Source organism: Pantoea phyllosphaerae, from assembly GCF_051025595.1.
Taxonomy (GTDB): Bacteria; Pseudomonadota; Gammaproteobacteria; order Enterobacterales; family Enterobacteriaceae; genus Pantoea.
On the sequence record NZ_JBPFDE010000007.1, the window covers coordinates 170,574 to 196,472 of the forward strand.

The 25,899-nt window shown below is 60.2% G+C and carries 26 protein-coding genes; 10 read left to right on the forward strand and 16 right to left on the reverse strand.

Features of this window, described 5'->3' with window-relative positions; translation table 11 throughout:
- Positions 1 to 32: 32 nt before the first annotated feature.
- From ACR6A7_RS11680 to ACR6A7_RS11690, 3 genes are read right to left on the reverse strand one after another with little or no spacing between them, the layout of a single operon-like run.
- Complete coding sequence (locus ACR6A7_RS11680) at positions 33 to 362, reverse strand: YdbL family probable chaperone protein (protein WP_434125076.1); 330 nt, start codon at positions 360 to 362, stop codon at positions 33 to 35.
- On the reverse strand, positions 362 to 550 hold the full coding sequence (locus ACR6A7_RS11685) for a YnbE family lipoprotein (protein ID WP_033747068.1): 189 nt from the start codon (positions 548 to 550) through the stop codon (positions 362 to 364). Before ACR6A7_RS11685 ends, ACR6A7_RS11680 begins: the two co-directional genes overlap by 1 nt.
- Positions 547 to 3,159: a YdbH family protein gene (locus tag ACR6A7_RS11690; RefSeq protein ID WP_434125008.1), complete on the reverse strand. Its 2,613-nt coding sequence runs from the start codon at positions 3,157 to 3,159 to the stop codon at positions 547 to 549. The genes ACR6A7_RS11685 and ACR6A7_RS11690 overlap by 4 nt, the downstream gene beginning before the upstream one ends.
- Before the next feature lie 143 nt (positions 3,160 to 3,302).
- On the opposite strand from ACR6A7_RS11690, the gene ACR6A7_RS11695 reads away from it, so the two are divergent.
- Complete coding sequence (locus ACR6A7_RS11695; RefSeq protein ID WP_434125009.1) at positions 3,303 to 4,301, forward strand: 2-hydroxyacid dehydrogenase; 999 nt, start codon at positions 3,303 to 3,305, stop codon at positions 4,299 to 4,301.
- A 39-nt stretch (positions 4,302 to 4,340) separates the two neighbouring features.
- On the opposite strand, the gene ACR6A7_RS11700 is transcribed toward ACR6A7_RS11695, so the two are convergent.
- From ACR6A7_RS11700 to ACR6A7_RS11710, 3 genes are all read right to left on the reverse strand, one after another.
- A complete protein-coding gene (locus ACR6A7_RS11700; RefSeq protein ID WP_033790146.1) occupies positions 4,341 to 4,613 on the reverse strand; it encodes a putative hemolysin in 273 nt (90 codons plus the stop codon).
- A 460-nt stretch (positions 4,614 to 5,073) separates the two neighbouring features.
- A complete protein-coding gene (gene feoB / locus ACR6A7_RS11705) occupies positions 5,074 to 7,203 on the reverse strand; it encodes a Fe(2+) transporter permease subunit FeoB (RefSeq protein WP_434125010.1) in 2,130 nt (709 codons plus the stop codon).
- Positions 7,200 to 7,439, reverse strand: a complete 240-nt coding sequence (locus ACR6A7_RS11710; protein ID WP_434125011.1) for a FeoA domain-containing protein — start codon at positions 7,437 to 7,439, stop codon at positions 7,200 to 7,202. Before ACR6A7_RS11710 ends, feoB begins: the two co-directional genes overlap by 4 nt.
- Positions 7,440 to 7,649: 210 nt before the next feature.
- On the opposite strand from ACR6A7_RS11710, the gene ACR6A7_RS11715 reads away from it, so the two are divergent.
- Entirely contained in the window at positions 7,650 to 7,832 is a 183-nt protein-coding gene (locus ACR6A7_RS11715; RefSeq protein WP_434125012.1) for a hypothetical protein, read from the forward strand.
- A gap of 12 nt (positions 7,833 to 7,844) precedes the next feature.
- Here the strand turns inward: ACR6A7_RS11715 and ACR6A7_RS11720 are convergent, their stop codons facing one another.
- Positions 7,845 to 9,623: a sensor domain-containing diguanylate cyclase gene (locus ACR6A7_RS11720; RefSeq protein ID WP_434125013.1), complete on the reverse strand. Its 1,779-nt coding sequence runs from the start codon at positions 9,621 to 9,623 to the stop codon at positions 7,845 to 7,847.
- Positions 9,624 to 9,955: 332 nt separating this feature from the next.
- Here ACR6A7_RS11720 and ACR6A7_RS11725 point away from each other — a divergent pair, with 332 nt between their 5' ends.
- Entirely contained in the window at positions 9,956 to 11,404 is a 1,449-nt protein-coding gene (locus ACR6A7_RS11725; RefSeq protein ID WP_434125014.1) for a methyl-accepting chemotaxis protein, read from the forward strand.
- 6 nt (positions 11,405 to 11,410) lie between these two features.
- On the opposite strand, the gene ACR6A7_RS11730 is transcribed toward ACR6A7_RS11725, so the two are convergent.
- Entirely contained in the window at positions 11,411 to 11,614 is a 204-nt protein-coding gene (locus ACR6A7_RS11730) for a DUF3606 domain-containing protein (protein WP_434125015.1), read from the reverse strand.
- A 295-nt stretch (positions 11,615 to 11,909) separates the two neighbouring features.
- Between ACR6A7_RS11730 and ACR6A7_RS11735 the strand changes: the two genes are divergently transcribed.
- Together ACR6A7_RS11735 and ACR6A7_RS11740 are read left to right on the forward strand one after the other, a co-directional pair.
- Entirely contained in the window at positions 11,910 to 12,140 is a 231-nt protein-coding gene (locus tag ACR6A7_RS11735) for a transcriptional regulator (RefSeq protein WP_434125016.1), read from the forward strand.
- A 137-nt stretch (positions 12,141 to 12,277) separates the two neighbouring features.
- A complete protein-coding gene (locus tag ACR6A7_RS11740) occupies positions 12,278 to 12,814 on the forward strand; it encodes a DUF2058 domain-containing protein (RefSeq protein ID WP_434125017.1) in 537 nt (178 codons plus the stop codon).
- Between the two features lie 48 nt (positions 12,815 to 12,862).
- On the opposite strand, the gene ACR6A7_RS11745 is transcribed toward ACR6A7_RS11740, so the two are convergent.
- From ACR6A7_RS11745 to ACR6A7_RS11775, 7 genes are all read right to left on the reverse strand, one after another.
- Positions 12,863 to 13,561, reverse strand: a complete 699-nt coding sequence (locus ACR6A7_RS11745; RefSeq protein WP_434125018.1) for an RluA family pseudouridine synthase — start codon at positions 13,559 to 13,561, stop codon at positions 12,863 to 12,865.
- Between the two features lie 782 nt (positions 13,562 to 14,343).
- Positions 14,344 to 14,766, reverse strand: a complete 423-nt coding sequence (locus tag ACR6A7_RS11750; protein WP_434125019.1) for a DUF4354 family protein — start codon at positions 14,764 to 14,766, stop codon at positions 14,344 to 14,346.
- A gap of 77 nt (positions 14,767 to 14,843) precedes the next feature.
- Positions 14,844 to 15,146, reverse strand: a complete 303-nt coding sequence (locus ACR6A7_RS11755) for a hypothetical protein (protein ID WP_434125020.1) — start codon at positions 15,144 to 15,146, stop codon at positions 14,844 to 14,846.
- Positions 15,147 to 15,267: 121 nt separating this feature from the next.
- Positions 15,268 to 15,492: a YgdI/YgdR family lipoprotein gene (locus ACR6A7_RS11760; protein WP_434125021.1), complete on the reverse strand. Its 225-nt coding sequence runs from the start codon at positions 15,490 to 15,492 to the stop codon at positions 15,268 to 15,270.
- A gap of 226 nt (positions 15,493 to 15,718) precedes the next feature.
- The gene (locus tag ACR6A7_RS11765; protein ID WP_434125022.1) at positions 15,719 to 16,699 is read right to left on the reverse strand and encodes a LacI family DNA-binding transcriptional regulator; all 981 of its coding nucleotides are present in this window, start codon (positions 16,697 to 16,699) and stop codon (positions 15,719 to 15,721) included.
- Positions 16,700 to 16,832: 133 nt separating this feature from the next.
- Positions 16,833 to 17,888, reverse strand: coding sequence for a sugar phosphate isomerase/epimerase family protein (locus ACR6A7_RS11770; protein WP_434125023.1), 1,056 nt, complete (start codon positions 17,886 to 17,888; stop codon positions 16,833 to 16,835).
- 21 nt (positions 17,889 to 17,909) lie between these two features.
- Entirely contained in the window at positions 17,910 to 19,139 is a 1,230-nt protein-coding gene (locus ACR6A7_RS11775) for an MFS transporter (RefSeq protein WP_434125024.1), read from the reverse strand.
- A 289-nt stretch (positions 19,140 to 19,428) separates the two neighbouring features.
- Between ACR6A7_RS11775 and dgoR the strand changes: the two genes are divergently transcribed.
- From dgoR to ACR6A7_RS11800, 5 genes are all read left to right on the forward strand, one after another.
- Positions 19,429 to 20,118, forward strand: a complete 690-nt coding sequence (gene dgoR, locus ACR6A7_RS11780) for a D-galactonate utilization transcriptional regulator DgoR (protein WP_434125025.1) — start codon at positions 19,429 to 19,431, stop codon at positions 20,116 to 20,118.
- Positions 20,115 to 20,990, forward strand: a complete 876-nt coding sequence (locus tag ACR6A7_RS11785; RefSeq protein WP_434125026.1) for a 2-dehydro-3-deoxygalactonokinase — start codon at positions 20,115 to 20,117, stop codon at positions 20,988 to 20,990. The genes dgoR and ACR6A7_RS11785 overlap by 4 nt, the downstream gene beginning before the upstream one ends.
- Positions 20,974 to 21,591, forward strand: a complete 618-nt coding sequence (locus tag ACR6A7_RS11790; protein ID WP_434125027.1) for a 2-dehydro-3-deoxy-6-phosphogalactonate aldolase — start codon at positions 20,974 to 20,976, stop codon at positions 21,589 to 21,591. Before ACR6A7_RS11785 ends, ACR6A7_RS11790 begins: the two co-directional genes overlap by 17 nt.
- Complete coding sequence (gene dgoD, locus ACR6A7_RS11795; RefSeq protein WP_434125028.1) at positions 21,588 to 22,736, forward strand: galactonate dehydratase; 1,149 nt, start codon at positions 21,588 to 21,590, stop codon at positions 22,734 to 22,736. Before ACR6A7_RS11790 ends, dgoD begins: the two co-directional genes overlap by 4 nt.
- 85 nt (positions 22,737 to 22,821) lie before the next feature.
- Complete coding sequence (locus ACR6A7_RS11800) at positions 22,822 to 24,213, forward strand: MFS transporter (protein ID WP_434125029.1); 1,392 nt, start codon at positions 22,822 to 22,824, stop codon at positions 24,211 to 24,213.
- A 164-nt stretch (positions 24,214 to 24,377) separates the two neighbouring features.
- Here the strand turns inward: ACR6A7_RS11800 and ACR6A7_RS11805 are convergent, their stop codons facing one another.
- Complete coding sequence (locus ACR6A7_RS11805) at positions 24,378 to 25,802, reverse strand: alpha,alpha-trehalose-phosphate synthase (UDP-forming) (RefSeq protein ID WP_434125030.1); 1,425 nt, start codon at positions 25,800 to 25,802, stop codon at positions 24,378 to 24,380.
- Positions 25,803 to 25,899: the final 97 nt, after the last annotated feature.

Here is a 25,899-nt window from a genome sequence, read left to right on the forward strand (position 1 = left end):
TTTCGATTGCCAGGCATGACGCCTGGCTTTTTTTATTTCTGCATCCACAGCCCGTTGAGGCCGCGCACATATTCGCCCTCGCCCGCGCGCGCCACCAGCTTTGCGCCAGCGATACGCGCCACCTGATCGGTGGTGAGGTTGTTCTGCTGCGCGATGCGCTGATATTCCACGCTTCGTCCGGCGTTAATCCGCTTTACCAGCGCCTGCGTCTCGCCATCCTGCTGGCGCGCGGCGATATAGCCGCTAAAGGTTTCCCCGACTCGCCCCTGCTGGCGCGCCTCATCCAGCGTCAGCGCCAGCGCCGGCTGCGCCGTGCCGATCAGCAGCAGCGCAGCCAGGAGCGGCTTGCGCAACGCGCGCATCAAAACAGATCGCTCTGATTCTTCAGCAGCGCCTCCACGTCTTTGTCCACCTTGATATGAATTTCATGTTCAATCTTCACGTTCATATTGATGGTGATCGGCTCCTTCGGCGCGGCCACCTCGATGCGCGGCACGCAGCCGGTCAGCGGCAGCCCGACTGCCAGCACCAGTAACGCCCTGAGGCTCATGGTTGTTGATCCCTTTTGGTCGGCAGAGTGGCGTTCTGTTCCACCCAGGATTGCAAATTATCGCCAAAGCGCAGGCTGCGCCAGAGTTGAAACAGGTTCTGCTGATGGCGGTAGTTAAGATTGACAGTCTGTTTGCGGTTGCTGAACTGGCTGACGCCCTGCACCTGCGCCTGCATAGCGAGATTGCCAAGGTTGTCGAGACTGAGCGTCGCCCACGAGCGCGAGATCTCCATATAGCGCAGCCAGTCCATCGCCGCGCCCGCGGCGACGTTGCCAGCGGTGATCGCGTCAGCCATATCTTTATCCATACGGAACGTCAGAGCGCCGCTGTTAGCGATCCAGCCATTCTGCACCAGCCAGCGCGGATTGTTTACCCACAGCGGCAGCTCGCCGTTGATCCTGCCGGACATAGCGAACTGCTTAGGCTTTAGCGCGGTGACCAGCTTGCTCAGGCTGATATCGCGCAGGCTCAGCGTCGCTGCCTGGTGCTGCGGCAACCGCAGCGCGGGCAGCGTAACCTTGCCGCCCAGCAGCGCCATGCTGACCGCCTGCAGCGTCAGCGGCCGCGCCTCGCTCCAGGGATAGTAGCCCTGAAGATCGGCGCGGATATTCTGCATCGCAAACTGGTTGGTGATTTCGCCGATGCGCAGCTGCACCGGCCCGCGCACGCCAAGCTGCCACTGCTGATCTTTCAGCCGGAACGGCAGTGAGAAGTCGACGCCGTTGATCTGGTTGTCCGACGTCCAGAGGCTGCCCTGCGTCACCGTCCAGTGCCCGCCCGCGCGGAATCCCTCTTTCGCCGCGGCGGAGAACGCCACCTGCGCGCGCAGCTCGCCCGCGCGGATTTTCATCTTGAGATCAGGGTTGAGCAGCGGCTGAAACACCCTCAGCGACTGCGTCGGCCACCAGGCCTCGCCGCGCAGGCGCTCGCCGTCCCAGCGGCCGTGTACGCGCAGCGGCCCAATCGCCTGCGCCTGCAGCGCGCCGCGCCAGATAAAGTGGCTGGGATCCTGGCCTTTCGCCTCGAAGCGCAGCGACGAGGCGGGCAGACGCCCGCCGAAATCAAACCGCGTCTCTCCCGCGTCGATTCGGAAGCCGCCGTTAAAGGCGGGTCGCTGCGCGTCGCGCTGCCAGTTGACCGGCGCGCTGAGTGTCAGTCGCGGCCGCATCACCTGCGCCATGCCGTACTGCATCTGATTAAAACCGGCATTCAGGCTGTCGAGGTGGATAAGGGTGTCGCGCCAGCCACCCGCCCCCTGAATGGTCCAGGCGGCGTTGAGCGGCCGCATGTCGCCGCTCCCCCAGTAGCGCCATTTCCACTCTCCTTTATCGGGCCAGAAGTTGCTGGCGCGCCCGTCGAGGTGCAGCCTGAACTGGCCGAAGCTCGGATCGTGCGCCTTGAGTATTGCCTGCAGGCGACCGTCGATGCCCTGTGAGGCGAGCCGCACGCCCGCCAGCGGCCAGCGCGCCTCATCGACCTCCAGCGTGGAGAGAAGGCGGCCGCGCAGGCGCAGCAGCGCGCCGGGCTGGAACCTGAGCTGCGGGTCGAGCAACGGCCCGCTAAGATCGCCCGGCAGCGCGGCGTAAAGCTGCATCGCCGCCAGCTTGCTTTCGCCGGTAAGGCGCAGCGGCAGCGCGCTGTTTGTCATGCTCAGCCTTCCAGGGCCGATATTCAGCACCGCGTTGCCTTTGCCGCCGCGTCCCTGGGTCAGCACGTTGAGCCGTCCGGCGATCTGCGTCTCTTCCAGCCCCTGCCGCCAGTTAGCAAGTCTGAGATCGAGAAAGCCGGAGAGCGTCTGCTCGCCGGTCGGCCAGCGGTAACGCCCTTTAACAATGCGGATCTGCCGCGCGTCCGCCTGCCACGGCAGCGTCAGCAGCGGCTGGCCGTCGCCGGTGGTGTAGAGCGCCAGTTTGCCCTGCTGCTGCTGCCAGTCGAGCGTCAGACGCAGCGGTTCGCCAGCGTACTGCAGCTCGCCCTCCAGCTGACCGCCGATTGGCAGGCCGTTGGCGAACTCGGGCAGCTCGAACCGGCCATGCAGCGTCACGGGCTGCGGCAGCGCCTTATGGCGCAGCGTCAGCTGCTCTACGTTGAGCTGCTGCCCCTGCAGGCTGGCGTCGATATTAAGGTTGTCGCCGCGATAGCGCAGCGTCTGTTTAGCGGGGGTAAGGCTGAGATCGAAACGGCCGGCGTAGGCTTGCCAGGGCGCAATGGTAAGATTATCGAGCTGGATATCGGCGCCGGGCAACAGCTGCTGCCACGCCGCGAGGCTTTTCGGTGTGCCGGGCTGCTCGCTTTGCGGCAGCTGCTGCAGGCAGTCGCTGTCGAGCGTCACCTGACGCGCGGCGAGCCGCCAGCGCCGGTCGTGCCAGCCAAGCGAGACCTGCTCAACGCTTGCCAGCGCGCACTCGCCCGCCAGGTAGCGTACCTGCGGAAACCACAGGCCGCCGTTGCGCCAGCGTGGCGATCCTTCCAGCACGATACGCGTATCCGCCGGCAGCCAGATGCCAGCCAGACGCGGCAGCCATTGCGTCACGGTGAGCAGCAGCCCCAGCACCAGCAGCGTCAGCGCCAGTAAGGCAGCAAGTAGTCGGCGGAGGCTCCGCGGCATGGCAGCACTATTCCTTTTCCTGACAGGTTCCTGCCCCTGATGATGGCATGTAATCGGCCTGAGGTGAAGGCGCGCCGCCGACGGCAGCAAAATCCACAATAAAACGTTATGCTGTGTGGATACCCGAATGCAGGAGCGTAACGATGAAAATCGCGGTTTACAGCACGAAGCACTATGACCAGAAATATCTCGATCGCGTTAATGAAGGCTACCAGTTTGATCTGGTCTATTTCGACTTTCTACTGACGGAAGCGACGGCAAAAAACGCCGTTGACTGCGACGCCGTCTGCATTTTCGTCAACGACGACGCCAGCCGTCCGGTGCTGGAGGAGCTGGCGGCACTTGGCGTGAAGTATATCGCGCTGCGCTGCGCCGGTTTTAACAACGTCGATTTAGCCGCAGCGGAGGAGCTGGGTCTGAAGGTGGTGCGCGTACCCGCCTATTCGCCGGAGGCGGTGGCGGAACATACGGTTGGAATGATGATGACGCTTAACCGCCGTATCCATCGCGCTTATCAGCGCACGCGCGACGCCAACTTTTCGCTCGACGGCTTAACCGGCTTTAATATGCACGGCAAAACCGCAGGCGTGGTCGGCACCGGCAAGATCGGCATAGCGACGATGCGCATTCTGAAAGGTTTCGGCATGCGCCTGCTGGCGTTTGATCCCTACCCGAGCGCGCAGGCGCTGGAGCTGGGCGCGGAGTATGTCGATCTGAAAACCCTGTTCGCCGAGTCGGACGTGATCACTCTGCACTGCCCGCTGACACCGGAAAATCATCATCTGCTGAACGCCGCCGCCTTTAGCCAGATGAAAGATGGCGTAATGGTGATTAACACCAGTCGCGGCAAGCTGATCGACTCCCAGGCAGCGATTGAGGCGCTCAAACAGCAGAAAATCGGCTCGCTCGGCATGGATGTCTACGAAAATGAGCGCGATCTCTTCTTTGAAGACAAGTCTAACGACGTGATTCAGGACGATGTGTTCCGTCGGCTGTCAGCCTGCCATAACGTGCTGTTTACCGGCCATCAGGCATTTCTGACCGCTGAGGCGCTGACGGCGATTTCGGAAACGACCTTGTCGAATCTCAGCCAGCTTGAAAAAGGCGAAGTCTGCCAGAACCAGCTGTGCGCCTCGGCCTGACCCACCGGGCGTAGCCGTTGAGTCGCGCCTGCGGTTTTGTTAGCGGGCGCAGTTGCCGCCGATCAGCGCCTGTTCATCGCAGCGGCGTCCGTTCGCCAGCTGGCACATGCCGATGCGCGTGCCGTCCAGCTGGTGAGAAAAGGCCAGCGTGCCTCCGGCCCCCGCGCAGTTGCTCTCCGCCAGCGACGACATAATGACGTGCGGCTGAATATGGGCTGCGGTGGCTTGTTGCGGCGGTTCGTTATCGCTGTTGCTGCTGCATGCGGAGAGCAGCAGCGCAGCGCCGGCCAGCAGAAAGGTGGCTGCTTTCATCAGTCGGACTCCGGAAGTATTAGGGTTAGAGGCCGGTCAAGCATAAGACAGGCGTCGCAGCCGGTCGATAGGCGACACAGCTTTTTACAAAATTTTCTCTGGCGCTTTGCAAGCGGAATAATCCTGTTTCGCTTCGCTAACGCTTCTCTCAGCCGCTGATGGCTGGCGTTATAGCAGGACCGCCGCAAGCAAAAGTGACGTTGTCACCACCTTCCTTGTCACCGCTGCTTCACCTTCGTGATGCCAGCGAGCGCCCCCCGCCTTCTCTTCTTGCTCGCTAATCCTTTGATCTCGCGCAATAAAGGGCGCGCCTGTTCCTGAACTGTTGAGGCCTGATTGAGAAATGCCGCACTATAGTCAGCGTCGAGGTAACGCCTCACTACAACAAGTACGGCTATTGATTCATTTAGCCGGGTTTTCCGGTAACGCTCCACGACAGGAGCGTTTTTTATTTGCCGGGTTAATGCCCGCACCCTTTACAGCTGCCGCATCCGCCGCCCTCTTTGGCTGGCTGCAACCCAGGCTGCAGGCTGACGCGCTGCTGGCGCAACAGGGTCACCGCAGCCACGCCTGCCGCAACAATAGCCGCCAGGCAAATCAGGCTGAAACCGGGATGCTGTGTAAAGGTGCCGATCTGGTAAATCAGGGTCGCCGCGCTATAGGCCATAACGGTTCCCCAGATCAGAGCAAACCACATCCACTGCCGTCCCGCCTCTTTCGCCAGCGCGCCCATCACCGAGGCGCAGGGCACGTAGAGCAGCACGAAGACCAGATAGCTGTAGGCCGCGAGCGCGCTGCCGAACATCGTCTGCATAACGCCTACCGCGCCCTGACTCATTTCGCCGTCTCCTTTGCTCGCTTCAACAGGGTTAAACAGCGTCTGCGGGCTGAGCGCCTGTTTCAGATTCTGCCCGGTTTCATCCAGCGCCGAGGCGAAAACCGCCGTCAGGCTTTGCGCTGGCTCAGCGTCCGGCGCATTTTGCGGCTCCGCCTGGTAGAGCGCGTTCAGGGTGCCGACCACACTCTCTTTCGCCAGGGCGCCGGTTACCAGCCCAACGGTCGCCTGCCAGTTGTCGGGCTTGATCCCCATCGGCGTAAACAGCGGCGTCAGGTAGCGGCTGGCGGAAGCCAGTACCGAGTCGTCGACGCGCGGCGCCCGATGGCCGCTCACCGTCAGGCTGGAAAGCAGGCCAATCACCACGCAGGCCGCGACGATCACCCTGCCCGCGCGAATAACGAAGGCGTGCAGCCGAAACCAGGTCTGCAGCAGGAGGCTGCGCATCACCGGCACATGCCACAGCGGCAGCTCCATGATGGCACAGGAGGCGCCGCCCTTTAGCAGGGTATGCTTCAACACCAGCCCGGTAAAAACCGCCGCCACGATACCGAGCAGATAGAGCGAAAAGATGACGCCCGCGCCGGCGTTACCGAAAAAGACGCCGGAAAATACGGCGAATATCGCCAGCCGCGCGCCGCAGGACATAAAGGGGGCCATCAGCATCGTAACCAGCCTTTCCCGCTCGGTTTCCAGCGTGCGCGCTCCCATCACGGCCGGCACGTTGCAGCCAAAGCCGACGATCAGCGGCACAAAAGATTTCCCCGGCAGCCCCAGCCAGCGCATCAGCCGATCGACCACAAACGCGGCGCGCGCCATATAGCCCGACTCTTCCAGCAGCGTCAGAAAAAAGAACATCAGCGCCAGCTGCGGGACCAGCGGCAGGACGGTGGTAATACCGCCACCGATGCCCTGCACCAGAAAAGAGGTGATCCAGTCGGGAAAGTGAAGCGCGGCGCAGAGCTGCGCGGCGCCGTCGATAAACAGCGCCGTGGACCCCTTATCAAATACCGGCTGCAGCGCGCCGCCGATATTGATGGAGAAGTAAAACATCAGGTACATCACCCCTAAAAACAGGGGAAAACCGAGCCAGCGGTCGAGGAACAGATTATCCAGCGCGCGTGTCAGACGGTGGGCGCGACGCGACCCGCCATCGCAAGCGGCCTGACAGATGGCGCGGATGCGGGCCAGCCGCGCCTCCGCATCGACTTCCGCTCGGTTCAGCAGTAGATCCGCAGGCGGCGCGGCGGCAAGGCTTTCAATGGCTGCCAGCAGCGCCGTTAGCCCTTCGGACGTCGAGGCGGACATCAGCACTACCGGACAGCCGAGCTGGGCGGCCAGCGCATCGGCATCCAGTTCAACGCCGCAGGTTCTGGCGACGTCGGCCATATTAAGCACCACGATCGTCGGCAGGTTCAGCTCGCGCAGTTGCAGGGTGAGCCACAGGCTCTTCTCCAGGCTCGACGCGTCAATCACGTTGATCAGCACGTCCGCCTGGCCGCTCATTATATAGCTGCAGGTGACGCGTTCGTCGGCGGAGAGGCCGTCTTCAGCCTGCACCGTTTCAAGGGAATAGATGCCAGGCAGATCGATCAGCGTGACGGCTGCCTCGCCGGTGGTGAAGGTGCCCTGTTTGCGCTCGACGGTGACGCCGGGCCAGTTGCCGGTGCGCTGCCGCAGCCCGGTCAGCAGATTGAACAGCGTGGTTTTACCGGCGTTAGGGTTGCCCGCCAGTACGGCGTTGATACGCTTCATGCCTGCTCGCCTCCGTCAACGGCCTCAAGGCGCAGCATCGCCAGTTCAGCTTTACGGAGCGCATAGCTGCTGTGGCTGAGACGCACCTCCGCCGGATCGCCCAGCGGCGCAAACCTGACGATATCGATGACCGCACCAGGCACGAAGCCCAGCGATAAAAGTTTACGACGGAAAAGCTCGGACAGGTCGTTCCTGAACCCTGTAATACGCCATTGACTCCCGGGGGTTATCAGCATGATCTCATCTCCGATATCTCTGTGCCGCAACTATGCAATTGCGAACAATTATCGTTATTGATTTAGATCGCGTTAAGGGCGAGATGCGGGTAAAGAGTAGCGTGGTTGATGCCGGGTTGATGAAACCGCCGCTTACGGCCTGGACGGTTCAGCGGCCGTTAAGGCAGGGAAAGCGAAGATAGCCGTCACATGGTGAACGGAAATCTCTTTATGCTGAAACCTGTTGCGCTTGTTGTCTGCCTGCTGCTCTCCGGCTGCGCGGTGCCGCGCCATCATCAGGCCAAAAACCTCAACGCTCCGCCCGAGTGCACCTCCCACGACAGCGAGATCGACTGCACCTGGAACGACGTGCCCGAGAGTCCCCAGGCTCAGGCCGCCGCTGAGGCGCAGTAGCGCAGGCGCTTCTCAGCGACATTTGTTACGCAGCCGCCAGTCGAGCCACGCATCCAGCTCGCGATCGGGCAGCGGTTTGGCATAGAAATAGCCCTGCGCCTGGTCGCAGCCATACTCGCACAGCATGCTGGCTACGTCTCCGCACTCAATGCCCTCCGCCAGCACGACATAGTCCAGCTCTTTCAGCATGGTGATAATGTTGCGCGCGATAATACGCGACGCCGTGTCGGTGGCGAGCCCGCTGATTAACGAACGGTCCAGCTTGATGACATCCAGCGGCATGCGGCGCAGATAGCTGATATTGCTGTAGCCGGTGCCAAAGTCGTCCAGCGAGATGCCGAAGCCGCGCAGCTTAAGCATCTCCAGCCCGCGCAGCGCGGCCGGATTTTCAATCAGCCGCTCGGTCTCCAGACACTCCACGCCGAGCAGCGCGTTAGGCAGCCTGACTTTCAGCATCTTATCCTCCAGCATGTCGGCGAACCCCTGCCGGGCGAAATCATGCAGGCTGACGTTGACGGAAATCGGCAGCTGGATGCAGTGATTACGCAGCCGCGCCAGACGGGCAATGACGCGATCGATCACCCAGGTGTTCATCTCGGAGAGCAGTTCGGTCTGCTCCGCCAGGGGGACGAACGCCGAGGGCGGCAGCTCGCCCAGCAGCGGATGGTGCCAGCGGATCAGCGCCTCAAGCCCCACCGGCGCGCCGCTCTGCAGACAAATTTTGGGCTGGTAAGCCAGATAGAGCCCCTCTTCGTTTCTCAGCGCAGAGGCAAGTTCATGCATCAGGTTAAAATCGCGCGTGCGGCGCACATCCTCCGACGCGCTATAGGTCCGCGTCGCCACCCCGCTGCCGATCGCCTCATGCAGCGCGCTGAGGCCACGCCGCAGTATCTCCTGCGCCGGCGACGCCACGGCCGTGAAGTCCACCCCGCCGGTAAAGGTATTCAGGGTCACCGACAGCCCCTCGCCTAAATCCGCGCTGATGCCCTCCATACGATTCGCCACCCCAGCGGCGCTGAGCGGGCTTCTTTCGCTGGTCAGCAGCGCAAACCGGCCGGTAGCCACGGTGTAGAGCAGATCGCCAGGCCCCAGACGCAGGCGCAGCGGCAGAAGCGTGGCGACATCTTTAAGCAGCCCCTCGACCGGCCCCATCCCCATTGAGCGCGCCAGCTCATAGGCGCGCGCCATGTCGATGCAGTCAATCAGAATCAGCCGCCGCGGCTGCGTATCGCCGCTCGCCGTCAGGTAGTGCAGATCGCGGATCAGCCGCTGACGATTAGGCAGCCCGGTCACCGGATCGCTGAAGCCGGCGGCGTGCCAGGCTTCGAGAAACGAGATTACCAGCGCGCCGAGCAGCGTCAGCGCAGTCAGCTGTTCAGGATTGAGCGAATGCGGCTCGCCGTCGGTCACGCACAGCGTGCCGAGGATATGGCCAGTGCGGCTTTTCAGCGGCACGCCAGCATAGAAGCGAATCCAGGGATCGCCGATGACGAACTTGTGCTTTACAAAGCGGGCATCCAGCCAGGTATCAGAAACCACCATCGGCGCTTCGGAATCGATCACGTAGCGACAGAGCGAATCCTCTCGCGTCGAGAACTTAAGCGCAAAGTTGCGCGCCGCCCGAATGTACTGAAATTCATCGTCGACGATGGAGATAAAACAGCCGGGAATGCCGAGCGCCTGGCTCGCCAGCCGGACAAACTTCTCAAGAACCCCATCGCGACTTTCGTCAGGTTCGCGCAGCGCTTCAAGCGCGCGCAGGCGACTTTCGTCGTCGGAACATGTTTGCATGGTTCCTCCGGCCCGCACCAGTTCTGGAACGAACAGAAAATAATTGTGTTTAAAAGCAGACCGGGAAAAACCGACTAAAGTACAAGGCAAATTATCTGATTTTATCTGGTACGAAATCTTAAGCGCATTTTGCCCGCATGGCACACTAAATTCTTATGAACAATGTCAAATAATCCGAAAAATAAAAAAATTACAAAATGATCGTTTCCTTTTTCCTGATTCACTGCCACACTGTAGAGGTCAATAGAGTTGCACGCAATTAAATAGCAAACTATATAAAATCAAAATTTCGCCGTTCCTTACACAGCAATAACAACACCAGGGAATTCACTATGCACTTCCTCAGAAATTTCACTATTCGTCGGGTAGTACAGGCTATTTTGCTGGCTGCGCTGCTGGTCGTGGCGCTGGCTGGCGCTTACGGTTCTGTTGTTATGCGCGACCTGCATCAGCGAGCCGAAGCGAGAGATGTCGTCAGCGCGCAGCTGGTTTTCCTGACGCGCGCCGGAAATGCGATGGCCTCAGGCTCTGCCGAGGAAAAAGCGTTGCTGCAGGCTGAGGCCCCCGCCGGCGCGGACTGGGCGCCCCTTAGCGCCGCCCTGCACGACACCCCCGCACGCTTCTCCGCCGTGGCGAAAGAGCGGCTAAGCTTTCTGCAGCGTCAGGCTGCATCGGACGAAGCGGCGACCGCCCGCGATCGTGAGCGTCTGCAGAGGACATTTCTTGTCGCCGCGCTAATGACGCTGGGCCTGCTGATCTTCTGCGACCGCTTTCTGGTCACCCATCTGGTGAAGCCGCTTGGCGTGATGCGCGAGCATTTCAGAAGCATGGCAGCAGGCGATCTCTCGCGCGAGCCGCAGGAGTTTGGCCGCAACTGTGTCGGGCAGCTGGTTCCACTGGTGCGGCTGATGCAGCAGAGCCTGCTCACTACGGTGCAGGCGGTACGTGACAATAGCGGCGTGCTGCGCCGGGAAGCGGCGGACATCGCCGCCGGGAATACCGATCTTTCCGACCGCACCACCCGCCAGGCGGCGGCGCTCGAACAGACCGCCGCCAGCATGGAGCAGCTGACTGCCACGGTGAAGAATAACGCGCTGAGCGCCCGGGAAGCGCGCGAGCTGGCAGGCGCCACCGCGCAGACCACCCGACAGGGCGAGGTGCTGGTTCACTCCGTCTCTACGCTGATGCGCGATATCGCTGATGAAGCGGAAAAAATTCGGCAGTTTACCGCTACGGTCAACAGCATCGCTTTTCAGACCAACATTCTGGCGCTCAACGCGGCCGTTGAGGCGGCGCGCGCAGGCGAACAGGGCCGCGGCTTCGCCGTGGTCGCCTCCGAGGTGCGCACGCTCGCCCAGCGCAGCGCCGCGGCAGCTAAAGAGATTGAGGAGTTAATCAGCGGCGCGGTAACGCGCGTACAGGAAGGCGCGGCGGCAGCCGGCCGGGCCGGGGAAACCATGGACAGCGTCACGCAGCGCGTCTCGGCGGTGAACGATCTTATCGGCCAAATTGCGCTGGCCTCAGAAGAGCAAAGCAAAGGCCTTTCTCAGGTCGCGCTGGCTGTTGCCGATCTGGATCGCGTCACGCAGCAGAACGCTTCGCTGGTTCAGCAGGTTACCGCGTCAGCGGGCAGCCTGAACGGACGCACAGAAACCCTTGCCGCCGTTATCAGCCACTTTATTACGCCAGCTGACGTAGGGCATGACCCGAGCCGTAACGCGAAATTAAACAGCGCCAATACGCCTGCCGCGCCGCGGCCGGCTGGCGCCGCTGCCTTATAAAGGGCGTCAGTAACAGGGGCGGCGCGAAGGCGGATTCTCTTTCAGCCAGCGGCGCACCTTTTCCACATCCGGGCCGGCCTCTTTGACAGCCCGGATGAGCCGGTCCTGAGTAATATGCAGCGTCAGCATCCAGAAGGTGATTTGCCACTGTTCGTTTACTTCCACGCAGGAAAGATCGGCAGGGACGCGACGAACGATTGGGTCTCTCATATCAGGGTCCTTATTATCGGCAAGACAAAAACGCCAGGATATTAATCAGCTTGCGAAGCCACACATCCTGAATGTCTGGCTCGGGATATAAAGCGGATTTATCCCTAAACGATTCTGTCGCGGAATTATGAGAGGGTTCTGAGAGGCGCAGCCTGGATAAAATCGGGTGGCGTGTGACGATATCCCCCAGAAACAGCAAAAGCCCGCTTCCAGGAGGCATAACGTCTGTTAACCCATTGGGTCTTACAGCAAAGGTCCTGCTGGAACCGAGCTTGTTGCATAAATGAGAAAAATGATGACCAATAAATCCTTTATGCCAGGCGTGGTTGTTCAGCCTGATGTCCGCTCTCTGCGCATCGCCGCTGGCCTGACGCAGGAGCGCGCCGCCGAACGGTTCGATCTGAGTCTGCGCGGCTGGCAGCTTAAGGAAGCCACATCCAACCCGGGACTGCTCAGCCAGGGAGAATATGAGCTGCTGCTGTTGCTGGCTGGCAAACATCCCCATTTCACGCTTGCCCCGCGCTAGCCTCTCCGCAGTGCTTTCCGCCTTCGCTAATGCGTTCCCGCTGCTGCGCGCGGGCCGGAATCGCGCGACCGGCCCTCGGCGGCCACCCGATTTACAGGTATAATCAGAAAAATTTTTTAGCGGGCTTAGTAATAACGATGACGAAACTTACCTTACAAGAGCAGATGCTCAAAGCTGGCCTGGTCAGCAGCAAGAAAATGGACAAGGTGCAGAGAACCGCCAAAAAATCGCGCGTGCAGGCGCGCGAGGCGCGACAGGCGGTGGAAGAGAATAAAAAGGCGCAGCAGGCGCGCGATAAGCTGCTTAACGAACAGCAAAAGCAGGCGGTGTTGTCGCGCGAGTATAAGGCGCAGATCAAGCAGCTGATTGAGATGAACCGCATCGACATTTCACGCGGCACTATCGGTTTTAACTTCACCGATAATAATCTGATCAAAAAAATTGAGGTCGACAAGGCGACTCAGGCACAGCTGATTAGCGGCCGGCTCGCCATTGCGCGCCTGGCGGCGGAGAACGGCGAAAGCCATTACGCCATTATCCCCGCCAGCGTCGCCGATAAGATCGCGCAGCGCGACGCCAGCAGCATCGTATTAAACAGCGCGCTCAGTCAGGAAGAGCAGGATGAAGACGATCCCTACGCTGACTTCAAGGTGCCTGACGATCTGATGTGGTAATGCCCGCCCCACTGCGCGCTGTGGAAGCAAACCTCCGCTGAAACGCGGTTAAAACGGGCTGGCATGGCGCGCTTCTATTCGCTCTCCGCTCACCGGATGGGTAAAATGCAGCTCGCTGGCGTGCAGCATCAGCCGCGGCGCGCGGTCGGCCCCCGGCAGCAGACGCCCGCCATAAAGATCGCAGCCCAAAATAGCATGCCCCAGCAGCTGGCAGTGAATGCGCAGCTGATGGGTGCGCCCGGTCTCCGGCGTCAGCGCGACGCGCGTCAGCGGCAGCGCCACGCCCTCTTCTCCCGCCTGATAAAAGCGCTCAACGACGCGATAGCGAGATCGCGCGGGCTTGCCGCTTGCGGCGCAAATCGTCATCAGCGGGAAGCGCGCCGGATCTTTGGCGATCGCCGCCTCGATCATCCCCTCGTTTTCCGTCACATGTCCACACAGCAGCGCGCTGTAGCCCTTGCTCACCGTGCGCTGGCTGAACTGCTGGCAGAGCGCGGCGTTAACGGCTTTATTGCGCGCAATCACCATCAGCCCCGAGGTCCCAAAATCGAGTCGATGCACCAGGGTGCAGCCGGGAAAACGCGCCGCCAGCCGGTAGTGCACCGAATCGAGGTTAAGGGGATTTTTCCCCGAGAGGCTGAGCAGTCCGGCGGGTTTATTGATCAGCACCAGATGGTCATCCTCATAGAGCGTCTCGATCTGTTCCAGACACGGCGGGGCGATAAAGGTATCGACAATAAGTGACATCAGGCGGTCCAAAGAGAGTGAGCGCGGATAGTAGCGAATTTTTTCCGCGCTGGCGACGCGGCCTCTCCTCTTTAAGAGGCCGCGCGCGCTTTTACGCGGCGCGAGACCAGCGTGCTGTCTGCCACCGTGCCGGGCTATCTGCTCCTCGGCAAGACCTTGACGATCGGGGAAAGGCTGGCGTGCGCGGTGATTGCGGCGGGCAGCGAGGGGCCGGGCTAAGCAGAAAGCAACGGCCCGCGCGAGCGGGCCTGTGACGTTACCAGCGGTGAATGCCATCCGCTGGCGGCGGGCCTAAATGCTGAGCGGCGCTGCCTGGCGCAGGTGGCGGGCCCAGATGTTGAGAAGCGCTGTCCGGCGCGGGCGGCGGCCCACTATGATATGAAGCGCCAGGTGCGCGATGATGATGCCTGCCTGGGGAGGATGCATAGTGGTGATGCCCTCCTCCATCCGCCATGACGCAGCCTGACACTGCGGCAGATCCTAAAAGTAGTGTCAGAGCCGCGAATGCGTGCTTAACCATTTTATTTCCTCTGATTATTTACCCGCGGCCTCGCCGGCGCGAGGCAACGAAAATACCGCAAAGTGGACAAAAATAATAAATTAAGGCCTGCAGCAAACTGCCTTGCGCCTGGATAGCATTCAGGCGCTGGTTTAATGTCAATCAATGCCATTAGCTATTGCCGCATGATGACTTAGCGAAATAAAATGAGTGGAGTGCTATTTCAAGAGCGCGGATTTTTTATCTCACCAGCCGCTCTTACTCATCTTTCGACGCGCTCCCTTCAGCGCTTCACCGCCGCGGTAAGGCATTGGTCACCCGTCGCAAGTTTGACAAAAGGCAGGTCAAACAGCGCAGCGTTATCACTGGTAAACATCACGGTGCCGTAACGCGACTCTCCCGACTTATAGGGCGAAAGCAGCTCCAGCTGAATACCGTTGCTCATCAGCTGATGTCCCTGACTGTCGAACAGAAACAGGCACATCTTATTATTTTTGCCCGGCGTAAACGCCTCTTTTCCGTTGTTATTGATCGTCACTTTATAGGAGACCTGATACTGTGCTTTGTCCGTTACGCTGTTCCAGACGCTGCCCTGCGCATCCTTCGAGGCGAAAACGGTAATATCAGGCGTACTTGCCGAGGCGATGCCGCTGCCGGTGACAAGCATAGCGGCGGTAAGAAGCAGTGCTTTAGCGGATTTAGACACGTGATTTACCCTTGTTTAAAAATAAGCTGTGTGGTGGCGCTGAGGCGCGCTACCACAGCCACTGAAGTGGCAGTCAATCAATGCTGAACCTCAACCTGATTCCAGCCTTGTTTATACATACAGTCTTTAACTAAAATCTCCCTTTGATAACGATTCGAATCGCTTACGCTATAGCTCACGTCAGATTCGTCGCGCTTTTTATCATGGGAGATGGACTTACCGCTCACGACATTATCTGGCGGCAGGTCGCGCAGCGCCTGAGCCTCGCAGGCGGTCTCAACCACAGTCTCATCGCGCTCGCTTGCCCCCTGCTTGACCCACTTATATTCAGCGCAGCTTGTCAGAAAGAGAGGCAATATCAGCAAAATCATTCTTTTCATAACGACCTTCAACCTGCTTCTATTTAAAACCTGAATCTGCTGCAAACCGCGAGTTGTGCGCTTACGTCTCGAAAAAGCCGCTTGCGAAAGTATTCAGGATGCGGCGCAGTAAAGCCGGTCCCTATTCTTTTACGATCTCTTTTACATCACGCTTCTGTAGCTGATGCATATTTCCGCTCGCATCTTCATAGGAGATCATACCTGTTTCTTTATCAATGGCAGGTTTACCGTTCGCATTAATCATATGCCCGTCATTGGTGGAAATAATGTAGCGCCCTGCACAGGCGGAGAGCGTTGACGCTGCCGCCAGCAACATTAAACTTACCGCTGCCTTTTTGATAAGCATGACTTTGCTCCTTTTGTTAATCAGAATCAGAAAGTGTTAATTTCACCTGCCATCCTGGCGCGCATAAATTAAACCCGTCTTAAACAGACGGTGCTGATATATTCGGATCTGACCCATAGCTGACTTTTATCAATAAAAAAGTTCGCCTGCGAAAATTTCGTCCGCCTAATGTGTAAAGCATTAATACGCTATTAACGGATGAACATAACCGGTGCCGATTTTTTCCTCAGGCGCTGGCGCGCAAAATCAGCCGCCACGCCATCATTACCCGTTCCGTGGGCGCCTGCGGATCGGCTATTTTTTTCAGCAGCAGGTCAAAGGCCGTGCGGCCAATCGCACGCGACGGCTGCGCAACGGTGGTGAGCGGCGGCGAAACGATTTCGGCTAATTCGGTGCCGTCGAAACCGGCCACGGCGATATCCTGCGGGATACGCAGGCCCGCAGACTCGATGGCGGACATCGCGCCAGCCGCCAGCGTATCCGATACGGCAAACACCGCGTCGGGCCGGGTGGCGCCCTTCAGCAGCGCCTGCATCGCCTGCTTGCCGGCGCTGAAGCTCAGATCGCTGGCGTAGCCGATCGCCTGCCAGCTTAACCCCTGGCGCTTCAGCTCCTGCTGATAGCCCTGCTGGCGCAGCTGGGCATATTTGTAGCTGAGATCGTGGTTAATCAGGGCGATATAACGATGGCCGCCCTCAGCCAGGTGGGCGACCAGCTGGCGCGCTGCGTCGGTATCGTTGATCCCTACGCAGGAGATATCACCGCCATCAGCATATTCCGCGCACTGCACCCAGGGCATCTCGCCAATCAGCTGCGTCAGCTCTGGCAGCCGGGTGAAGGCGTCCATGGTAATCACGCCATCCACCACTTTTCCCGCCAGCAGCTGCAGGCTGGAGCGTGAGCGATTGATATCGCCACCGGCGTTGCACAGCAAAATGCGATAGCCGTTCTGCTCCGCCTGCTCCTCAATCCCCTTGACGATTTCGGCACAAAACGAGTTGGAGATATCGGAAACCAGCACCAGCACCATTGAGCTGCGCGCGGTGCGTAGCTGGCGCGCCAGCAGGTTGGGTTGATAGTTGCTGGCTTCTATCGCCTTCAGCACCTTATCCCGGTTGACTTCCTTGACGCTGCCGCTGTGGTTAATGACGCGAGAAACCGTGGCAACGGAAACGCCAGCCAGCTTCGCGATTTTTTGAATGGACATAAAGGGATGACTTCCTGGGTCAGTTTCGGGTCTGTCGCTATCATAATCCCCTGCGAGACAAGACGTGAGTCCAGCTCCGCCGCTGGCGCGCAGCGACAAGGCGCGCCACCTGATGACCTCGGTAACGCGGCGATCAATCCGGCAGCCCAAGCGCGGCGCGCACGCTGGCGCTGCTCTGCCGGGCGGCGAAGTCGTCAAAGCCGTGCTGCGCCACTGGAATAATGTGGCGGCGAATAAACTCCGCGCCCTCGCGCGCGCCAGCCTCCGCCTCTTTCAGGCAGCACTCCCACTCCAGCACCGCCCAGCCATCATAGTTGTACTGCGCCAGCCTGCTGAAAATACCCTTGAAGTCGATCTGACCGTCGCCCGGCGAGCGAAAGCGTCCGGCGCGGTCGATCCACGTCTGGTAGCCGCCGTAGACGCCGCTGCGGCCATTCGGCAGGTACTCCGCATCTTTGACGTGAAAGGCTTTGATGCGCGCGTGGTAGATGTCAATAAACTGCAGGTAGTCAATGTGCTGCAGGTGCAGATGGCTGGGGTCAAAGAGAATATTGCAGCGCGGATGGTGCTCAACCTTCTCCAGGAAGCGCTCGAAGGTCACGCCGTCATGGAGATCTTCACCGGGATGCAGCTCATAGCAGAGGTCAACGCCGTGGCGATCGTAGATGTCGAGCAGCGGCTGCCAGCGGCGCGCCAGCTCGGCGAACGCCTCCTCGAACAGCTGCGGATTGTGCGGCGGCCAGGGATAGAGATAGGGCCAGGCGAGCGAGCCAGAAAAGGTCGCATGGGCGCGCAGCCCGAGGTTTTGCGACGCGGCTGCCGCCAGCCTCACTTGCTCTGTCGCCCAGGCAGTGCGCGCCTCGCGCTTGCCGCGCACGCTGGCTGGCGCAAAGTTGTCGAAGGCGGCGTCGTGCGCCGGATGCACCGCGACCAGCTGTCCCTCCAGATGCGTTGAGAGCTCGCTGATGCACAGCCCCTTCTCCTGCAGCACGCCGCGCACCTCGTCGCAGTAGGTCTGGCTGCTGGCAGCCCGCTGCAGATCGAATATCCCAGGATGATTGCAGGGGATCTGCAGGGCTTTGTAGCCGAGCGAAGCCGCCCACTGCGCCAGCCCCGCCAGCGAATTAAACGGCGCCTGCTGGCCGATAAACTGCGTAAGAAAAATGCCTGGACCTTTCAGCGTTTTCAAAATCACCTCCCCTCTATTCGCTCAGTCGCGATACCTGAACGTGAACAGAAACAGTATGGCGATCGCCGCGGCGGCAATCGCCGGGATCCACCAGAACAGCGCCCAGCTGGCGGCGGAAACCTGACCGGCGACCAGATGGTTATAGAGCGCGCCGGAGATTTGCGACCCCAGCAGCATGCCGATGCCGTAAGTAAACATCACGATCATGCTCTGCGCCTGACCTTTTACTTTCTCGCCCGCGATGCGGTCGGTGTAGATAAAGCCGACCACAAAGAAAAAGTCGTAGCAGATGCCGTGCAGCAAGATGCCCAGCCAGATCAGGGCGCGTCCCTCTTCGCCCATGCCCATGGCGAACAGCGCATAGCGTACAAACCAGGCGGCCATGCCCACCAGCAGCATGACTTTCACGCCGAGGCGACGGAACAGCAGCGGGATCACCAGCATAAAAAAGATTTCCGACATCTGGCCAAACGACATCAGCGTACTGACGTTTTTCACGCCCGCATCGGCCAGCCAGGAGGCGGTAAAGGCGTAGTAGGTGCCAAGCGGGATAGAGATCAGGGTGGCGCAAAGCGAAAAGATAAAAAAGTGACGGATTTTCAGCAGCGCGAAGGCGTCGGCGCAGAAGAGATCGCGCAGGTGAAAAGGCGCGCCTTTCGCTGGCGCGGGCGTGTGCGGCAGCGTCAGGCTGTAGATCGCCAGCGCGACCGAGCTGATGGCCGCCAGCGTAAAAATGGCGACGCTGGAGGCGATGCCGACAACGCCGATAAATATCCCCGCCACGATCCAGCCGATGGTGCCGAATACCCGCACCACCGGGAAACTCTTCTCGCTGCTCGTCAGGCTGTGAAAGGCGATATTATTAGTCAGCGCCAGCGTGGGCATATAGCACAGGGTGTAGCCGAACAGTAAGGCGATTAACAAGCCGCCGTTTTCCGCCACCACCGCCTGCGGCACAAACCACAGGATCACCGCGCCGGCCAGATGCATCACCGCCAGCACCTTCTGCGACGGGAAGAAGCGATCCACCAGCATGCCCAGTACAAAGGGTGACAGTATCGACGCTATCGGCCCGGCCGAGAAGGCATCGCCAATCAGCAGCGACATATTGTGCTGCGCCATCACCAGCCCGAGCGTGACCGACCAGCTGCCCCAGATAAAGAACTGCAGAAACATCATCAGCGACAGCCGCGGCACCAGCATGCGCTGCGCCGCTACAGCGTGATCGTTACTTTGCGTATCAGAAACCATAGCCGCCTCGCAGTGAAAAGTAATCGATTACAATTAACATCTGCTAAAAAAGTAATCGATTACAAAGCATCTTTCTCATCTATTGATCACATTTTGCGCAACGGGCTGGAGGCAAACGCCTTTTACGAAATGGCGTTTTTGTGATCCACATTGTAGTACAAATATTTTTTATCGTACTACAATGGCGCCATGCAGAGAGCTGCTTATTTCCGCGTTGTACTTCAAACATGAGGCGAAACTGAGCGCCCGGGGTAAAGTAGAGGCAAACAGACCGGCACAAGGAGCTTCTATGACCCTCAATAAAACCGACCGTATCGTGATTACGCTGGGCCAGCAGATCGTCAGCGGCAAATATCTGCCCGGCGCGCCGCTGCCGGCCGAGGCGGAGCTGTGCGACGAGTTCGCCACCTCGCGCAATATCATCCGCGAGGTGTTCCGATCGCTGACGGCGAAGCGGCTTATTGAAATAAAGCGTTACTACGGCGCCTTCGTCACGCCGCGCAATCAGTGGAACTACCTGGACTCGGACGTACTGCAGTGGGTGCTGGAAAACGACGACGATCCGCGTCTGATTGCGGCCATGAGCGAAGTGCGCAATCTGGTTGAACCGGCCATCGCCCGCTGGGCGGCGGAGCGCGCGACGTCCCAGGATCTGGCGCAGATTGAACTGGCGCTCAACGACATGATCGCTAATAACCAGGACCGGGACGCCTTTAACGAGGCGGACATTCGCTATCACGAAGCGGTGCTGCGCGCGGTGCACAACCCGGTGCTTGAACAGCTCAGCGTGGCGATCAGCTCCCTCCAGCGCGCCGTCTTCGAGCGCACCTGGCAGGGCGACGAGGCCAATATGCCGAAAACGCTAAGCGAACATAAAGCGCTGTTCGACGCCATACGGCTGCAGAACGGCGAGGCGGCAGAGCAGGCGGCTTACACCATGATCGCCAGCTCGACACACAGGTTAAAGGACATCACATGAGATCTCGCTATATCGCCGTTGACTGGGGCTCCACCAATTTGCGCGCCTGGCTTTTCGACCATGAACGCTGCCAGGAAAGCAGAACGTCAGAAGCGGGCGTTACCCGGCTGAACGGAAAGCGCCCGCAGGCGGTATTAGACGAGATCACGCAGGGGTGGCGCGACGGCAAGACGCCGGTGGTGATGGCCGGCATGGTGGGCAGCAACGTGGGCTGGAAAAGCGTGCCCTATCTGCCGCTGCCTGCCCGCTTATCAGCGATCGGCGAGCAGCTGACGCCGATCGACCACAACGTCTGGATCGTACCCGGCTTGTGCGTCAGCCGCGAGGATCACCATAACGTGATGCGCGGCGAAGAGACGCAGCTGCTCGGCGCCCACGCGCTGGCGCCCTCGCCCGTTTACGTGATGCCGGGCACCCACTGCAAATGGGTGCAGATCGACAACGAACGTATTCTCGACTTTCACACCGTGATGACCGGCGAACTTCACGCGCTGCTGCTGCGCCACTCTCTCATTGGCGCCGGTTTGCCTGAGCAGCAGCCGTCGCAGACGGCGTTTGACGCCGGGCTGGCACGCGGAATTGCGACACCGGCGCTGCTGGCGCAGCTCTTCGAGATCCGCGCCGCGCATATCCTCGGCAGCCTGGCGCCTGAAGAGGTCAGCGACTTCTTATCCGGTCTGCTGATTGGCGCAGAGGTCGCCACGCTGCGCGAACGCTTTGGCCATCAGCCGATCGCCCTCGTCGGCGGAGCATCGCTGACCCGCCGATATCAACAGGCGCTGGCCGCCATTGGCCAGCAGGCCAGCGTAATAGCTGGCGATACCGCCTTTCAGGCAGGCATAAGGAGCATCGTTAATGCAATGGCAAACTGAACTTCCCCTTATCGCGATTCTGCGCGGCGTCACGCCCGACGAGGTCGTGGCGCATGTCGGCGCGGTTATCGACGCGGGTTTCGATGCGGTAGAAATTCCGCTCAATTCGCCCCAGTGGGCGCTCAGCATCCCGCTGATCCTTGAGGCGTACGGCGACAGGGCGTTGATAGGCGCCGGCACGGTGTTGAAAATCGAACAGGTGGACAGACTGGCGGAGATGGGCAGCAAGCTTATCGTGACGCCGAATATTCAGCCGGCGCTGATCCGCCACGCCGTGAGCCTCGGCATGATCGTCTGCCCTGGCTGCGCGACGGCCAGCGAAGCCTTTAACGCGCTGGAGGCTGGCGCACAGGCGTTAAAAATCTTCCCCTCCTCCGCGTTCGGCCCAGGCTACATCAAAGCGCTAAAAGCGGTGCTGCCCGACGACGTGCCGGTGCTTGCCGTGGGCGGCGTTACGCCGGAAAACCTGGCGCAGTGGCTTGAAGCGGGCTGCGCAGGCGCCGGGCTCGGCAGCGATCTCTATCGCGCCGGTCAGCCCGTGGAGCGAACCGCGCAGCAGGCGGCCGCATTTGTTCAGGCATACAGAGAGGCAGTGAAATGAAAATAACCCGGCTCACCACCTACCGTTTACCCCCGCGCTGGATGTTTCTTAAAATCGAAACCGACGAAGGCGTCGTCGGCTGGGGAGAACCCGTTATCGAGGGACGCGCGCGCACCGTCGAAGCCGCCGTGCATGAACTCGGCGACTACCTGATTGGTCAGGATCCGGCGCGCATCAACGATCTGTGGCAGGTCATGTATCGCGCCGGGTTTTACCGCGGCGGTCCGATCATGATGAGCGCCATCGCCGGCATCGATCAGGCGCTGTGGGATATCAAAGGCAAGGTGCTGGACGCGCCGGTGTGGCAGCTGATGGGCGGTCTGGTGCGGGATAAAATCAAAGCCTATAGCTGGGTGGGCGGCGATCGACCGGCGGACGCGATCGCCGGCATCCATAGATTACGCGAAATCGGCTTCGACACTTTCAAGCTTAACGGCTGCGAAGAGCTGGGGATTATCGACGACTCGCGCAAAGTTGACGCCGCAGTGAATACCGTTGCGCAAATTCGCGATGCGTTCGGCGATAAGATTGAGTTCGGCCTCGACTTTCACGGCCGCGTGAGCGCGCCGATGGCGAAGGTGTTGATCAAAGAGCTTGAGCCCTACCGCCCGCTGTTTATCGAAGAGCCGGTCCTGGCGGAGCAGGCGGAATATTACCCGAGGCTGGCGGCGCAAACCGCTATCCCTATCGCGGCGGGCGAACGCATGTTCTCGCGTTTTGAGTTCAAACGCGTGCTCGAGGCGGGCGGGCTGGCGATTCTGCAGCCCGATCTCTCCCACGCCGGCGGCATCACCGAGTGCGTTAAAATCGCCGCGATGGCGGAAGCCTATGACGTCGCCCTGGCGCCGCACTGCCCGCTCGGCCCGATCGCCCTCGCCGCCTGCCTGCACGTCGATTTCGTCTCGCGCAACGCGGTTTTCCAGGAGCAGAGCATGGGCATTCATTACAACCAGGGCGCGGAGCTGCTCGACTTTGTGAAAAACAAGGCGGACTTCAGCATGGAAGGCGGCTTCTTTAAACCCTTAATGAAGCCGGGGCTCGGCGTGGAGATCGATGAGGAGCAGGTGATCGCACGCAGCAAAAACGCGCCAGACTGGCGTAACCCGCTGTGGCGTCATGCGGACGGTTCCGTCGCGGAGTGGTAGGGCGAATGATGTAGCCCGGCTCCGCTCGCCGCGGACTATCTGACAATCAATAAATAGAAAACACACCCTCTGTAAATAACAGGGCATGGTGAACGGCTTCGCCATGCCCAAAATCTGGAGACAGATTACGATGACTATTTCTGTAAGCAAGGCAAAACCAGGGCGACGTCGTTATCTCACGCTGTTGATGATCTTTATTACCGTCGTAATCTGCTATGTTGATCGGGCTAATCTGGCCGTGGCTTCCGCGCATATTCAGCAGGAGTTCGGCATCACTAAAGCGGAGATGGGCTATCTCTTTTCCGCCTTCGCCTGGCTTTATACCCTGTGCCAGATCCCCGGCGGCTGGTTTCTTGACCGCGTTGGTTCGCGGCTGACCTATTTTATCGCCATTCTGGGCTGGTCGGTGGCGACCCTGCTGCAGGGCTTCGCCACCGGGCTGGTCTCGCTGATCGCCCTGCGCGCCGTAACCGGCATTTTCGAAGCGCCCGCCTTTCCCACCAATAACCGCATGGTCACCAGCTGGTTTCCGGAACAGGAGCGCGCCTCCGCGGTGGGTTTCTTCACCTCTGGACAGTTTGTCGGCCTGGCCTTTCTGACGCCGCTGTTAATCTGGATTCAGGAGCTGTTGAGCTGGCACTGGGTCTTTATCGTCACCGGCGGTGTCGGCATTATCTGGTCGCTGGTTTGGTTCAGGGTTTACCAGCCGCCGCGTCTTACCAAAAGCATCGGCAAGGCGGAGCTCGATTATATTCAGCGCGGCGGCGGCCTGGTTGACGGTGACGCGCCCACCACCCGCGCAGCGCGCCAGACGCTGAGCAAAGCTGACTGGAAGCTGGTGTTTCATCGCAAGCTGCTGGGCGTCTATCTGGGACAGTTCGCCGTGACCTCGACGCTGTGGTTTTTCCTGACCTGGTTCCCAAATTATCTGACTCAGGAAAAAGGCATCACCGCGCTGAAAGCGGGCTTTATGACCACGGTGCCCTTTCTCGCCGCTTTTGTTGGCGTGCTGCTCTCCGGCTGGCTGGCGGACAGGCTGGTGAAAAGAGGCTATTCGCTCGGCGCGGCGCGTAAAACGCCGATTATCTGCGGGCTGCTGATCTCCACCTGCATTATGGGCGCCAACTACACCGACGATCCCGTCTGGATTATGGCGCTGATGGCGGTGGCCTTTTTCGGCAACGGCTTCGCGTCGATCACCTGGTCGCTGGTGTCGTCGCTGGCGCCGATGCGTCTGATTGGCCTGACCGGCGGCGTATTTAATTTCGTCGGCGGGCTGGGCGGCATTACCGTTCCGCTGGTGGTCGGCTATCTGGCGCAGGATTACGGCTTTGGCCCGGCCCTGCTCTATATCGCGGCGGTGGCGTTGATCGGCGCGCTCTCCTATATCCTGCTGGTGGGCGAGGTAAAACGCATCGCCGAACCTGAAGCAAGCCAGAAGGGTCTGCGTCCACTGGAGACCCCTCAGTCAAAATAGGGGTTGAGCAGCGGCGCCACCCGCGCGCGGGCGCGGCCACCGGCACCTTTGTGCTGCCTGAAGGCAGCGCCTGATGCCCTGACGCGAAGCATCTGATGCCTGAGGCGGATATCTGTTCTGCCTCAGGCGCGCCTCGCCTTTTCTGACTAAGCGGTTGCCCTTCGCTAGTAGCGGAGGCGCCCATGGCGTCCCGCGATCAACAGGCTGCTCTCCTGCGGCGCCAGACTCTCCTCTTCCGTCTCGTTCAGGCTGGCGAGCAGGCTGTCGGCCCACCAGTGGCAGTCGAGGCGTCGGATGCCTTTCATCAGCCTGGCGTGCCGGTTCTGACGCTCCTTTAGCGGCAGCCGCAGCGCGGTATGAATAGCGTCGGCAATGGCGTCGGGATCGTAGGGATTGACGACAATCGCCCCATCCAGATGCTCCGAAGCGCCTGCGAACTGCGACAGAATAAGCACGCCGGGATTGGCGCGGTCCTGCAGCGCCACATACATTTTCGCCATCAGGCTCATGCCGGCCATCAGCGGCGTCACCAGTGCGACGCGTGACGCACGGTAGATGCCCGCCTGCTCCTCCCGACTGTAGGCGTGCGTCAGGCAGCTCACCGGATACCAGCCCAGCATACCGTGCGCGCCGTTCATTTCACCGCACCGGCTTTCCAGATCCTGAGCGACCTCTCTGACGCGCGGAAGATGCCCGGCGGCCTTTGAGGCGAGCTGCAGCAGGCGAATCGATCCCTCATGCTCGGGATGGGCGCGCAGCAGCACCTCCATGGCGCTGAGGCGATACGGCAGCCCGGCGCTGCTGTCCAGATGACCGCCGCTAAGCACGGTGTGTTCCGGCAGCGTGTCGCGGCACTGCTGCTCCATCAGGCGACAGCTGTTGCTCTCTTTCAGATACTCCACATCCTCCAGGTCGATCCCCACAGGAAAGACGCCGGTCGTAATGATGCGGCCATGGACGCGTACGCGGGTGGCGCTGAGACGCTCGGTGCGGTATTCGCTTTCGATCCACAGCAGAAAGTTATTCATGTCCTGAAGCGTCTGAAAGCCAATCACATCGCTGCAAAGCAGCGACTCGGCCAGCCACTGCCAGTCTGGAATCGCCTCAAATCCCTGCCCCGCAGGAAACGGCTGATGAAAGAAAAATGCGGTGCGGTTGAGCAGCCCCGCCTCGCGCAGCAGTTTTATGCAGGGAATGAGATGGTAGTCCTGAATCAGCAGCCGATCGTCCGGCATCGCATACTCCGCGATCGCCCGGGCATAGGCTTCGTTGATTTTCTGGTAGTGACGGCGGCCGTGGTGGGTAAAGCGCGCCAGGTCGGGGCGCTGATGAAAAACGGGCCATAGTCCCTGATGAACATAGCCGTGGTAGCCGACATCCAGCTCTTCCTGGGTCAGCGGAAACGTCAGGGTGTCAAATTTTTTTCCGTGGCGAAATGAGAGCGTGCGCAGCGCGTCGGGCGCGATCGCTTCGCATTTTCCGTTCCAGCTAACCCATAGTCCGCCGCGGCGCGACAGGATAGTTTCATACAGCGCCGAGAGCGTGGCGTGCTGAGAGTAGTTATGTGAAACCAGAATTAAGCCTGACATGGAAGGATCCTGTAGTGCCGCCGGATTATTGCCGGACGGCGAAGATGAACTGGACAGATTAATGGGCTGACGCAACAACATCTGGATAAGGCCGCTC

Bases quoted from the DNA above. Each gene is read 5' to 3' on its own strand.
- ACR6A7_RS11680 (WP_434125076.1), bottom strand. From the start codon at position 362: ATGCGCGCGTTGCGCAAGCCGCTCCTGGCTGCGCTGCTGCTGATCGGC.
- ACR6A7_RS11685 (WP_033747068.1), bottom strand. From the start codon at position 550: ATGAGCCTCAGGGCGTTACTGGTGCTGGCAGTCGGGCTGCCGCTGACC.
- ACR6A7_RS11690 (WP_434125008.1), bottom strand. From the start codon at position 3,159: ATGCCGCGGAGCCTCCGCCGACTACTTGCTGCCTTACTGGCGCTGACG.
- ACR6A7_RS11695 (WP_434125009.1), top strand. From the start codon at position 3,303: ATGAAAATCGCGGTTTACAGCACGAAGCACTATGACCAGAAATATCTC.
- ACR6A7_RS11700 (WP_033790146.1), bottom strand. From the start codon at position 4,613: ATGAAAGCAGCCACCTTTCTGCTGGCCGGCGCTGCGCTGCTGCTCTCC.
- feoB (WP_434125010.1), bottom strand. From the start codon at position 7,203: ATGAAGCGTATCAACGCCGTACTGGCGGGCAACCCTAACGCCGGTAAA.
- ACR6A7_RS11710 (WP_434125011.1), bottom strand. From the start codon at position 7,439: ATGCTGATAACCCCCGGGAGTCAATGGCGTATTACAGGGTTCAGGAAC.
- ACR6A7_RS11715 (WP_434125012.1), top strand. From the start codon at position 7,650: ATGCTGAAACCTGTTGCGCTTGTTGTCTGCCTGCTGCTCTCCGGCTGC.
- ACR6A7_RS11720 (WP_434125013.1), bottom strand. From the start codon at position 9,623: ATGCAAACATGTTCCGACGACGAAAGTCGCCTGCGCGCGCTTGAAGCG.
- ACR6A7_RS11725 (WP_434125014.1), top strand. From the start codon at position 9,956: ATGCACTTCCTCAGAAATTTCACTATTCGTCGGGTAGTACAGGCTATT.
- ACR6A7_RS11730 (WP_434125015.1), bottom strand. From the start codon at position 11,614: ATGAGAGACCCAATCGTTCGTCGCGTCCCTGCCGATCTTTCCTGCGTG.
- ACR6A7_RS11735 (WP_434125016.1), top strand. From the start codon at position 11,910: ATGACCAATAAATCCTTTATGCCAGGCGTGGTTGTTCAGCCTGATGTC.
- ACR6A7_RS11740 (WP_434125017.1), top strand. From the start codon at position 12,278: ATGACGAAACTTACCTTACAAGAGCAGATGCTCAAAGCTGGCCTGGTC.
- ACR6A7_RS11745 (WP_434125018.1), bottom strand. From the start codon at position 13,561: ATGTCACTTATTGTCGATACCTTTATCGCCCCGCCGTGTCTGGAACAG.
- ACR6A7_RS11755 (WP_434125020.1), bottom strand. From the start codon at position 15,146: ATGAAAAGAATGATTTTGCTGATATTGCCTCTCTTTCTGACAAGCTGC.
- ACR6A7_RS11760 (WP_434125021.1), bottom strand. From the start codon at position 15,492: ATGCTTATCAAAAAGGCAGCGGTAAGTTTAATGTTGCTGGCGGCAGCG.
- ACR6A7_RS11765 (WP_434125022.1), bottom strand. From the start codon at position 16,699: ATGTCCATTCAAAAAATCGCGAAGCTGGCTGGCGTTTCCGTTGCCACG.
- ACR6A7_RS11775 (WP_434125024.1), bottom strand. From the start codon at position 19,139: ATGGTTTCTGATACGCAAAGTAACGATCACGCTGTAGCGGCGCAGCGC.
- dgoR (WP_434125025.1), top strand. From the start codon at position 19,429: ATGACCCTCAATAAAACCGACCGTATCGTGATTACGCTGGGCCAGCAG.
- ACR6A7_RS11785 (WP_434125026.1), top strand. From the start codon at position 20,115: ATGAGATCTCGCTATATCGCCGTTGACTGGGGCTCCACCAATTTGCGC.
- ACR6A7_RS11790 (WP_434125027.1), top strand. From the start codon at position 20,974: ATGCAATGGCAAACTGAACTTCCCCTTATCGCGATTCTGCGCGGCGTC.
- dgoD (WP_434125028.1), top strand. From the start codon at position 21,588: ATGAAAATAACCCGGCTCACCACCTACCGTTTACCCCCGCGCTGGATG.
- ACR6A7_RS11800 (WP_434125029.1), top strand. From the start codon at position 22,822: ATGGTGAACGGCTTCGCCATGCCCAAAATCTGGAGACAGATTACGATG.
- ACR6A7_RS11805 (WP_434125030.1), bottom strand. From the start codon at position 25,802: ATGTCAGGCTTAATTCTGGTTTCACATAACTACTCTCAGCACGCCACG.